Source organism: Synechococcus sp. EJ6-Ellesmere, from assembly GCF_024345875.1.
In the GTDB taxonomy this organism is placed as follows: Bacteria; Cyanobacteriota; Cyanobacteriia; order PCC-6307; family Cyanobiaceae; genus Regnicoccus_A; species Regnicoccus_A antarcticus.
On the sequence record NZ_JAGQBY010000123.1, the window covers coordinates 1 to 9,217 of the forward strand.

Sequence of the window (9,217 nt, forward strand, 5' to 3'; positions counted from 1 at the left end):
GTTGGTGCCCGCCAGGCCGGCCTCTGGATCAAGGCCACACCAGCGGGCCACGTTCACCAGGGTGAAGAGCACATCCCCCAGCTCCTCCTGGGCGTGGACCTTGTCGCCGCTGGCCACAGCCTGCTTGAGCTCATCGAGCTCCTCGTGCACCTTCTCCCACACCCCTTCGATCGACTCCCACTCGAAACCGGCGGCGGCGGCCTTGCGCGAGATGGTCATGGCACCGGCCAGGGCGGGCTGGCCCCGCACCTTGCCGGCCAGGCGATCGCTGAGAGGGCTTCTGGACGGTTCGCCCTGGTCTGCGGAAGTGGTTCCGTCGGCGCTGGCTGTCGCCCTGGCGCTGGCTTCGCCGGCCTTGATGGCCTCCCAGCTGACCTTCACTGCGGCGCTGTCGCCGGCCAGCCCCCGGTTGGCGGTGGTGGCCGGCGCCGCAAACACATGGGGATGGCGGCGCACCAGCTTGTCGTGAAGGCCACGGCTGATCGCAGTGAGATCGAAGCGGCCCGCCTCGCTGGCGATCTGGGCATGCAGCAGCACCTGCAGCAGCAGATCACCCAGTTCCTCCGCCAGATGCCGGTCGTCGCCATGGCGAATGGCGTCGGCCACCTCATGGGCCTCCTCCAGCACATAGGGCACCAGGGAGGCATGGGTCTGCTCGAGGTCCCAGGGGCAACCGGCTTGCGGATCGCGCAGCTGCGCGACCACGGCGATCAGCCCGGCGAGGGCCTCCAGGGTGGGGCCCGGGGCAGCGGGATCGAAGCGGGAATCGGGGCCGATCACGGGCCGCTGGGCCACAGGACCACCGTCCTAACGCCGTTTCCGCTTTCGCCGCAGCAACCGGGGCTGGCGCGGCAGCGGGTCACCGTCCTGGAGCAGATGCAGCCAGCTGCTGGCCTCCACCCCCACCAGCGCAGCCAGCAGCAGGGGCCGCTGCTGCTCCCAGAGCCCTCGCCCCGCCTGGAGCAACCGCCCGGGGCCCGGGACTCCCAGGGGCGACAGCAGCACACTCAGCGCCAGCACCAACACCGCCAGGTAAGCCAGCCGGAACGCAGAACCCAGCAGCGGACTATGGGAGAGCAAGGAGCGGTGGCGCAGCCCGCGGCGGTAGGGCCACCAGAGCAGAGCGAGCGGGCCCCAGCGCCGGCTGGGGTTGGAGCGGGTGTCGAGGTCGGGGGAGAGCCAAAGGCCACCCGCCAGGAAGCCGCCGGCTGCGCTGGCCACCCCCGCCAGCCCCAGCCACGGCCACCACAGCAGCCCGAAGGGCAGGCTCAGCAGCCAGGTGGCACGGTCATGGCTGCGGCCACTGGCCATGGCGGGGGCAGACTGCTGGTGTGGGGGCAGAATGCCTGTACGCGCGATTAGCTCAGCGGTAGAGCGCCTGCCTTACAAGCAGGATGTCGCTGGTTCGAACCCGGCATCGCGCATCCGCACCACCTGGTGCAGTCCACCGTGGCTGAGCGTGGCCGCTGGAATGGATGCTTTCACCACCATCGCCATGGATGACACCAGCCTGCGGGCCCTGTTCACCAAGCCGTACGGCACTCCGCCCCCGGGAGAAGAACAGTGGCGCGCCCTCTATGCCGAAGACGTGCATTTTCAGGACCCCACCCAGGAGCGCCATGGGCTTGCGGCCTACATCGAGGCACAGGAGGGCCTGATGAAACGCTGCGATGACGTGTCTCTGATGCCGGGGGCGATCGCGATCGACGGCAGGACAGCCTTCATTGAGTGGGAGATGGGGCTGAAGATCAAGGGCATCGAGTTCATCTACCCCGGCACGACCCGATTGCTGATCAACGAAGCAGGCAAGATCGTCGACCACCGCGACTACTTCGACTTCGTGGGGCCGACCTTTTCACCGGTTCCTGTCGTGGGGGGATTTGTGCGCTGGCTGTACAAGCGCTTCGTTGACTGAGGGAGAGCGAGCTGCAGGGACAATCCACCTGCATGGGGGCGAATCTATGCAACAAACGCCATCCATCTCAGTCGGCCCAACCCTTGAATAACGACTTGATACGTCCATGCCTTTCTGAAATGATGCTCTCGCAGGCAAAACATTCGACGCCCCAAGCATGACAAGGACTGGCTACGGATTTGGCATTCTGATTGCCCTGGCAACCTTGCAGCCAGCAGTTTGGTCCAAGCCATTCCAGCCTGATGCGGAATCTGATTTCTGGAAGCAGACGAGAGAGGGACTACTGACCGCCGGAGAGTTGACGAAAACTCGATGGGTGTTTGTGGAAGGGATGACCAGCTCAGAGCTTGACGCAGCCGACTACCTGGCTGACTCGGTACGCCAGGGTGAAACAGTTGGATTCCAGGCTGCAGTGCTCGTTCGCAGAGGAGGAGCGAAGAGTGGCTGGCGCGTGCGCGAGTTGCCGATGCGAGCGCTTTGCGCAGAGGGGCGGCTGGAACGGCAGGGCCCGGATGGCGGTTGGCAGCCATACCAGGGGCGCGGCCCCCAGGCCAGAACAATGGCGTGGATCTGTGGACTGCCCCCCAGGAAAGTTCAACCAAGGCCTTGCGGGCTGGCACGGCAGTAGCCGTTACGGCTCGATCACAGACGGATCAGCCGTGGGCTGGATCGAACGCCGCCAAACCAGGTAGGGAAGGATGGTGACCATCATCAGCACCCCGTAGACCGCCGAAGGAAGGCTATAGGCCGACAGCCCCCCTCCCGACCTGGAGGCCTGCACCAACAGGGCTCCCACCGCGATGCCCACCGTGCCGTTCTGGAAGCCGCTTTCGATGGCAACACAGCTCACCTGGCTGGCCGGAAGGCGAAAGATCTGGGCCACGGCTGTCCCGATGGCCAGCATCCCCACGTTGAGCACCAGCAACACTGGCCCAAGGGAAGTGAGGTTATCGATCAACGTCTGCCATTCACTGAGGATCGTGATCGCCAGAATGAGAAAGAACAGGGCAGTGGCCATCCGTTCGCAGGGACGCTCCCAGCGCTGGGCCAGCGCCTGCCTCCGCTGTCGCAGGTACACACCCACCAGCACAGGCAGAGTTGTCATCACGAACATCTTCAGGCCTAGTCCAGTGATGCTCACGGTTGGGAGGGCCGTCCCCATCAGGGCTCGCCCCCCCACAGTCAGGATCAGGGGCAGGGTGATGGTGGTGATCAGGCTTGCGAGGGCTGTGAAGGAGATTGAAAGTGCCACGTCACCTCGCGCCAGACGGGTCATCACGTTTGAAGTGATACCCCCTGGACAGCAGGCCAGCACAAGTACCCCCACGCCCAGTTCTCCTGGAAGGCTGAACAAACGGATCAGCAGAAAGGCAACCAGCGGCAGCAGCACGACCTGGCAAAGCACACCCGCCAGCAGAGGATGGGGCCGGCGCAGCGAAAAGCCGAAGTCGGCTGGAGTCAGGGAAATCCCCAGGGAAAGCATGATGAAGGCAAGCGCCAGGGGAAGGGCAACTGTGAACATGCCAGCGATCGACGTACTGGCATTCTGAGTTGATGGGGGAGTCCAGTGAGTTGTCGGGTTGACGCCAGGCAGCCGCCCACCGGATCCGTGCAGCTGGCGGCATCCGCGCTGCGCCCCGTGACCTGCACCGTGGCAAGCGCTTCGCCGAGGCCCAAGGCGATCCCAAGGCCGATGCCCCGGGTGGCCCCTGCCACCAGCTCATCGTCCCATCACCACGGTGACCTGGACATTGGACAGCGCCGTTGCCCGAGCCGATCTCTGCCAGTACCGAGCTCTTCGACGTCACGGGAATTCCCACCTCTCCAGGACTCTCCCCAGCTCGGCTCAACACCCCCTCACCGTGTGATCAATGAGGGAGCCAACACGGCTGTCTTCCCATTGAGCGCCACTGGCCACAGGATCCCTGGCCAGCTCTGTCCTGGGTTCGACGCAACCTCAATGGATCGGGTTGCCCAGGCCGCGGGGGTGTCAAGGGCCACGATCAGCGGGCAGCAACGGTGGTTCGGCAGGCGGCACCCTCCCGCCCGGCGCAGAGGGTATCGAGATCGGGGCGACCGGTGATGCGCAGACGCAGACGCGCCCAGAGTCGATAGACCACCTGGGCCAGGGGGCCGATCACGGGCCAGTCGATCGGGGCGTAGATCCATCCGAGCCCCACCTGGCGGTAGGCCTCCTGAAACACCGCCAGATCGCACAGCACGCGGCCATCGGCGGTGATCCCATGAACGCGGCCCATCGCCTCGCGATAGCTGATCCCCTGGAAGGCGGCAGGGTCATAGAGCGGATCATCAATATCGACGAAGCGAATCGCTCCGCGGCCACCATCGCGGCGGCTGAGAATCTCCACCTCACGCCTGCAGAGTGGACAGGCTCCGTCGTAGAGAAGGGTGAGTTCTGGTGCGGTCATCCATTGACCTTAAGGCCGAAACTTGCCTGCGGCGGCTCGATTCTGGGCTCGTCCAACACCGGATTACCGCCCATCCCCCCAAGGCCGTTTTCACCAGATCTGGCCCATGACGACGCGAGACATTGACCTGACGCCGAAGGCCTGGGATGAGCGCCCCCTGCAGGATCGTGATGGATGAGACCTGGACCAGGCCGCTCCGCCGCTACAGCATTTTCTCCACGAGCAGCCTCTGGCACCCCAGCCTCCGGGCCGGTTGCTGATGCCCGATTGCGGCCGCGGCCATGAAGCGCGGCTGCTCGCTGGCCTCGGCTTCTCGATGACAGGGATCGACATCAGCACTGAAGCGCTGCGCGAGGCCCGCAAACTGGATCAACCCGGCGCGGAGCCTATGCCAGGAGCATGGGGGAACTGGCGGCCCCGGGAGGCTGGTTTCTGGGACTGCTCTGCTGCCACTCCCGCAGCGGCGGTCCACCATTCGGCTCTCAACCTGAGCAGGTGAGCCAGCTGCTGGAGGGCGCCGGCTTTGAGGCCGAGGTGTGAGGGCCCGCTCAAGGCGGGCTGCCCAGCCGGGATAACGAATGGCTCGGTCTCTGGCGGCGGAGAGACTGAGCGCACGGAGGAGAGGCCCTGCAGCCCTCGACTGAAGGCTGCAGTCCTCAGCGAACTGATGGCAGGGGCCAAACCCCTTCTGCGGCAGGGCGATGGCTCACCGCCGCGCTCAGCGGATCACTCGTCTTCGTCGTCGCCCCCGACAGGGACGAGGCGGATCTGCTTGCGGCCAAGCTTGATCTGGAACTCATCGCCGGGCTTGAGGTCGATCAAGGCGGTGTAGGCCTTGCCGATCAGCAGGTTGCCGTTGAACTGAACCTTGGTGACGTAGCTGAGCTTGCGGCCACTCTTGCCGGCACCGCCGCCACCGCCGACGCCGAGGCTGACACCCTTGGCCTCCAGGAGCGCTTCGTAGAAGGCGGTGAAGTTGAGCCGCTCACTACCGTCTTTCTTGGAACTCACGTAGCCGCAGCTGCGCACCAGGTCAGATTTGGAGGCATCACCCATCTCCTTCACCTTGGCGAGCAGGTCAGGTCCGGTGAGCATGACGTTTGTTTCTTGGAACGATCGAATGATAGCAATCGAACAGATGCTCTGACCAGCAAACAGCCCCCAGTTCAGGCCAACAACCCCTGCAAACTGATGACCGAATGCAAGCCGCAAGCCGCTTGACGGAAGGCCACATCATCCCCATGGTTTTCCCGGGGCGGGCTCACCACCGCCATGGATCTTCAAGTCGGAGCGACTCACCAGCCCCTCAGCCATCTGCCTGGAGGCCATCACCAGCCCCAGACCTGAGCACAACGAATCGGTCAGGATGTCGGTGATCGGGCATCCCAGGGGTCGCCGCGTTGGTCGCCAGTCCTGTTTTCACGATCCGGCCGATGGCCGAATCACACCTGCCCCTGGTGACGGAATGGGCCCGGCAGGAGGGCTTCTGCCCCGGACTGGGCGATGCCGGTGTGTACCGCCAGACCGATGCCGCCGGTCTCTGGGTGGGGGTCCTGGGCGGGGAGCCGGTGGGATGTGTGGCGGGAATTCGTTACGACGAGCACTATGGATTCATCGGCCTGTTCCTTGTGCGACCGGCCTTCCGCGGACGGGGCTACGGGGTGGCGCTCTGGCGCCAGGCCCTCGCGCATCTCGATGGGGTGGCCTGCATCGGTCTGGAGGCGGCGCCCGAGCGACTGACCGACTACAGCCACTGGGGCTTCAAGGCGGCCTACGACACCCTGCGTTGGCGTCTTCCATCCGCCAGCCGCACCCGCTGCAGCGGAGGTCAGCTGCCACCGGGCTATGCCGTGGTGGCTGCGGCGCAGCTGGGCGCGGATGCCGGCAACAACGACCTGGTGCTGACCTATGACGCCCGCCATGAAGCCACGCCGCGCCCCCACTTCCTGGGTGAATGGCTGCGGCAGGGCAGCGGCACCGTGGAGCTGGTGCGCGATGACCTGGGCTGCTGCCGCGGCTTCGGGCGGATCAGGCCCTGCCTGCTCCCCGATGACACCGGCGCCGTGGGCTGGCGGCTGGGCCCCCTGCTCGCGGATGCTCCGCTGCTCGCCGGCGCCTTGCTCGATCGGCTCTGTTCAGAGCGGAGCGGACCGGTGCTGATCGATGCCCCCGAAGCCAATCCCAGGGCCCATCGCCTGCTGGAGCAGCGCGGATTCCAGGTCGCCGGGCGCACCGTGCGCATGTACCGGGGAACCCCTCCTGAGCTGCCACTGCAGGACATCTACGGACTGGCCTGCCTGGAGCTGGGCTGAGACAACCCTGGTTAACCTGAACTCCGCAGGCTGGAGATGGTGGAGCGGATCCGACGCGAACTGCTCGCCTCCGTCCCCCTGACCCTGGTGCTGGCCGCCGCACTGGGCGTGGGTCTGATTCACCTGCTGGTCGACCTCCTCGACCAGCGCGCCGCCCTCAGCCTGGAAGCCTTGATGGTGGCGCTGGTCCATCTCGTGGCACCCCTCGCCGTCACCCTGCTGTGGATCTGCTGCTGCGCCCCCCTGCGGGTGGGCGAAGCATCCCGCCCCCACCCCCGTGGAGCCCACTGGGAGCTGGCCTCCGGCATGGCCACCGCTGCGGTCTGCACCACCCTGCTGATCCCCTATTTCCTGGGCGCCGCGATGCTGGCCGGTGCCCTGGCCACCTCGGTGCCCGACCCCCTGAGGCAACTGCCGCCCCTGCTGGCGCTGCTCACCCCCCAGGCGATGGTGAAGGCGACCCTGCACGGGGCCGGCCTGGCTGCGGTGAGCGCGTGGCTTTGCGCCCGGCAGGGCCGCCGCTGCCGCCAGCGGCCCGAAGAGTTGCCGCACCGCATTGCCGCCGCCACGGTGGAGGCCATCCTGGCGATCCTCGCTCTGGAGGCTCTGCTCGCGATCCTGATGCCCCCCAACCTTCCCCCGATCGGATGACTGAACACCCGACCGATCCCCCGGCCCTGGCGGCAGACAGCCGCTGGCGGCTTGGGCTCAGCGAAGGGCTCAGCTGGCTGGTGGTCCTCGGTGCCCTGGTCTTCGGCACCTGGATCGTGGCGGGGGCTCTGCGTCAGCAGGCCTGGCTTGGGTCGAGCTTCGCGCTGCGCTTCCGCACCGACAACGCCACCGGCATCTGGCCTGGCGTGCATGTGACGATCTCCGGCTACCGGGTTGGACGGGTGGAGTCGGTGCAGCTCGGTCCCGATGGCGGCGTGCTGGTCGACCTGCGAATCGCCGAGCGCTACCAGCCGCTGGTCGGCCCCGCCACCAGAGCCACCGTCTACCAGGAAGGATTGATCGGCAGCAGCCTGATCGCCCTGAGCGCCGATCCCGCCAGGGACGGTCAGACCCGACCCCGGACCGACAGGCTGATCCCCTTCGATGCGTCGCCCGACCTGGCCAAGCTGCTGGTGCAGCTGGGGGAGACCCGCCTGGTGCTGAACCGTGCGCTCCAGGGCACCGCCGCCATGGCGGAGCGGGACCTTCCCGGTGCCGTCGCCACCTTCAACGGCACGCTCCGGGATGTGAGCCAGCTCAGCCGGCAGATCGGGCGGGAATCGGGCGCCACCGCGGCCACCGCCAGGGAGACGCTTCAGGAGTTCACGCGCACCGGCCAGCGTCTGGAAACCACCAGCGTGGAAGCCCAGGCAGCCACTGAAGCCGCCCTCCGTCTGATTCGCGACACCCAGCCGGAGATACTCGGCACCCTCAAGGAGATCAGGACTCTGGCCGAGCGGGCCAATCACCTGCTGGGGGTGCCATCTGCAACGGAGCGCTCTCCTGCCTCCCCGCCTCCAAAGCCATGAATCCCTTCCGTTCCCAGCGGACCCGATCGAGCCGCCTGCGCCCCGTGCGCCTGCTCAAGCTCGATGGCGTCTACCGCGCCGACAACATCGACAGCCTGATCAGCCAGTGGCGGGAGCCCTACCGGCTGATGCTCAAGGTGCCCTGGCCAGGCTTCCTGCTGCTGATCGCCCTGGCCTACCTGGGCACCAACATCGCCTTCGCCCTGCTCTATCTGCTGGATGCCCCCGGCATCGGCGGACTGCCCCAGGGCCAGGTGGCGGGCTTCAGCGACGCCTTCTTCTTCAGCGTTCAGACGCTTGGCTCGATCGGTTACGGCGTCCTCCACCCCGTTTCGCCGCTGGTGAACGGACTGGTCACCCTGCAGGCCTTCGTGAGCCTGGTGTTCACCGCCGTGACCACCGGCCTGGTGTTCGCCCGCTTCTCCCGCAGCCGGGCGGAGATCCGCTTCAGCGAGGTGGCCACGGTCCAGCCCTGGGATGGGAGGCCCTGCCTCACCTTCCGCATCGCCAACGTGCACCACAACAATCTGGTGAGCGCGCAGGTGCAGGCCTATCTGGCCATCGATGAACGCAGCGCCGAGGGCGAAACGATGCGCCGCCTGCACCGGCTGGATCTGGTGCGCGGCCAGGCCTTCCTGTTCCAGCTGATGTGGACGGTGATGCACCCGATCGGTCCCGACAGCCCCCTGCATGGCCTGGGCCAGGCCCAGTTGCGTGCCGCCCACGGGGAAGTGCTGGTGGCGTTCGAGGGTGTCGATGAAACGGTGCGCAGCCCGGTGTACAAACGCGCCTCGTACAACAGCAGCCAGATCCGCTTCGACGAAACCTTCGTGGATATCGTCAGAGATGACCAGAGCGAGTTTCGCTGTCTTGATTTCAGCCGCTTCAACGACACCCGCCAGCGGTGAACCCGGCACCATTTGGCTGGTATTCGACGGCGGCTGTCCCTTCTGCAGCGCCTTTGCCGCCATGGGCGAACTGCGAGGGGGTCTGCCTCAGCTGCGGATTATCGATGGCCGCGCCGATCACGCCCTGCGACGG

The 9,217-nt window shown here is 66.4% G+C and carries 12 protein-coding genes, 1 tRNA gene and 1 pseudogene; 9 read left to right on the forward strand and 5 right to left on the reverse strand.

The genetic code is table 11. The features are described from left to right. Both mazG and KBY78_RS12900 read right to left on the reverse strand, forming a co-directional pair. On the reverse strand, positions 1 to 795 hold a 795-nt coding region (gene mazG / locus KBY78_RS12895), incomplete at its 3' end, for a nucleoside triphosphate pyrophosphohydrolase (protein ID WP_399215866.1). Between the two features lie 12 nt (positions 796 to 807). Continuing rightward, on the reverse strand, positions 808 to 1,311 hold the full coding sequence (locus KBY78_RS12900) for a metal-binding protein (protein WP_006172987.1): 504 nt from the start codon (positions 1,309 to 1,311) through the stop codon (positions 808 to 810). Positions 1,312 to 1,352: 41 nt separating this feature from the next. On the opposite strand from KBY78_RS12900, the gene KBY78_RS12905 reads away from it, so the two are divergent. Then, a tRNA-Val gene (locus KBY78_RS12905) sits at positions 1,353 to 1,424 on the forward strand. Between the two features lie 47 nt (positions 1,425 to 1,471). Next, positions 1,472 to 1,915: a nuclear transport factor 2 family protein gene (locus KBY78_RS12910; RefSeq protein ID WP_255143916.1), complete on the forward strand. Its 444-nt coding sequence runs from the start codon at positions 1,472 to 1,474 to the stop codon at positions 1,913 to 1,915. Positions 1,916 to 2,546: 631 nt separating this feature from the next. Here KBY78_RS12910 and KBY78_RS12915 read toward each other — a convergent pair. After that, the gene (locus KBY78_RS12915) at positions 2,547 to 3,437 is read right to left on the reverse strand and encodes a bile acid:sodium symporter family protein (protein ID WP_006172985.1); all 891 of its coding nucleotides are present in this window, start codon (positions 3,435 to 3,437) and stop codon (positions 2,547 to 2,549) included. A 171-nt stretch (positions 3,438 to 3,608) separates the two neighbouring features. Between KBY78_RS12915 and KBY78_RS16390 the strand changes: the two genes are divergently transcribed. Further along, the gene (locus tag KBY78_RS16390) at positions 3,609 to 3,998 is read left to right on the forward strand and encodes a TetR/AcrR family transcriptional regulator (protein WP_399215869.1); all 390 of its coding nucleotides are present in this window, start codon (positions 3,609 to 3,611) and stop codon (positions 3,996 to 3,998) included. Here the strand turns inward: KBY78_RS16390 and KBY78_RS12920 are convergent. Next, positions 3,919 to 4,344: a thiol-disulfide oxidoreductase DCC family protein gene (locus tag KBY78_RS12920; RefSeq protein WP_255143917.1), complete on the reverse strand. Its 426-nt coding sequence runs from the start codon at positions 4,342 to 4,344 to the stop codon at positions 3,919 to 3,921. The two genes, KBY78_RS16390 and KBY78_RS12920, sit on opposite strands and share 80 nt — an antisense overlap. 181 nt (positions 4,345 to 4,525) lie before the next feature. Here KBY78_RS12920 and KBY78_RS16395 point away from each other — a divergent pair. Together KBY78_RS16395 and KBY78_RS12930 are read left to right on the forward strand one after the other, a co-directional pair. After that, positions 4,526 to 4,729, forward strand: a pseudogene (locus KBY78_RS16395) (thiol methyltransferase); the annotation flags it as partial. Positions 4,730 to 4,743: 14 nt separating this feature from the next. Beyond that, entirely contained in the window at positions 4,744 to 4,884 is a 141-nt protein-coding gene (locus KBY78_RS12930) for a hypothetical protein (protein WP_255143918.1), read from the forward strand. Between the two features lie 186 nt (positions 4,885 to 5,070). Here KBY78_RS12930 and KBY78_RS12935 read toward each other — a convergent pair whose 3' ends face one another. Beyond that, positions 5,071 to 5,439, reverse strand: coding sequence for an AbrB family transcriptional regulator (locus KBY78_RS12935; protein WP_006172981.1), 369 nt, complete (start codon positions 5,437 to 5,439; stop codon positions 5,071 to 5,073). 338 nt (positions 5,440 to 5,777) lie between these two features. Here KBY78_RS12935 and KBY78_RS12940 point away from each other — a divergent pair, with 338 nt between their 5' ends. Genes KBY78_RS12940 through KBY78_RS12955 form a run of 4 tightly spaced genes read left to right on the forward strand, consistent with a single transcriptional unit; the run spans position 5,778 to position 9,084 of the window. Further along, entirely contained in the window at positions 5,778 to 6,656 is an 879-nt protein-coding gene (locus tag KBY78_RS12940; protein WP_255143919.1) for a GNAT family N-acetyltransferase, read from the forward strand. 36 nt (positions 6,657 to 6,692) lie between these two features. After that, entirely contained in the window at positions 6,693 to 7,307 is a 615-nt protein-coding gene (locus tag KBY78_RS12945; protein WP_255143920.1) for an ABC transporter permease, read from the forward strand. Then, positions 7,304 to 8,176, forward strand: coding sequence for an MlaD family protein (locus tag KBY78_RS12950; protein WP_255143921.1), 873 nt, complete (start codon positions 7,304 to 7,306; stop codon positions 8,174 to 8,176). Before KBY78_RS12945 ends, KBY78_RS12950 begins: the two co-directional genes overlap by 4 nt. Continuing rightward, a complete protein-coding gene (locus KBY78_RS12955; protein WP_255143922.1) occupies positions 8,173 to 9,084 on the forward strand; it encodes an ion channel in 912 nt (303 codons plus the stop codon). Before KBY78_RS12950 ends, KBY78_RS12955 begins: the two co-directional genes overlap by 4 nt. The last annotated feature ends 133 nt before the right edge of the window (positions 9,085 to 9,217 follow it).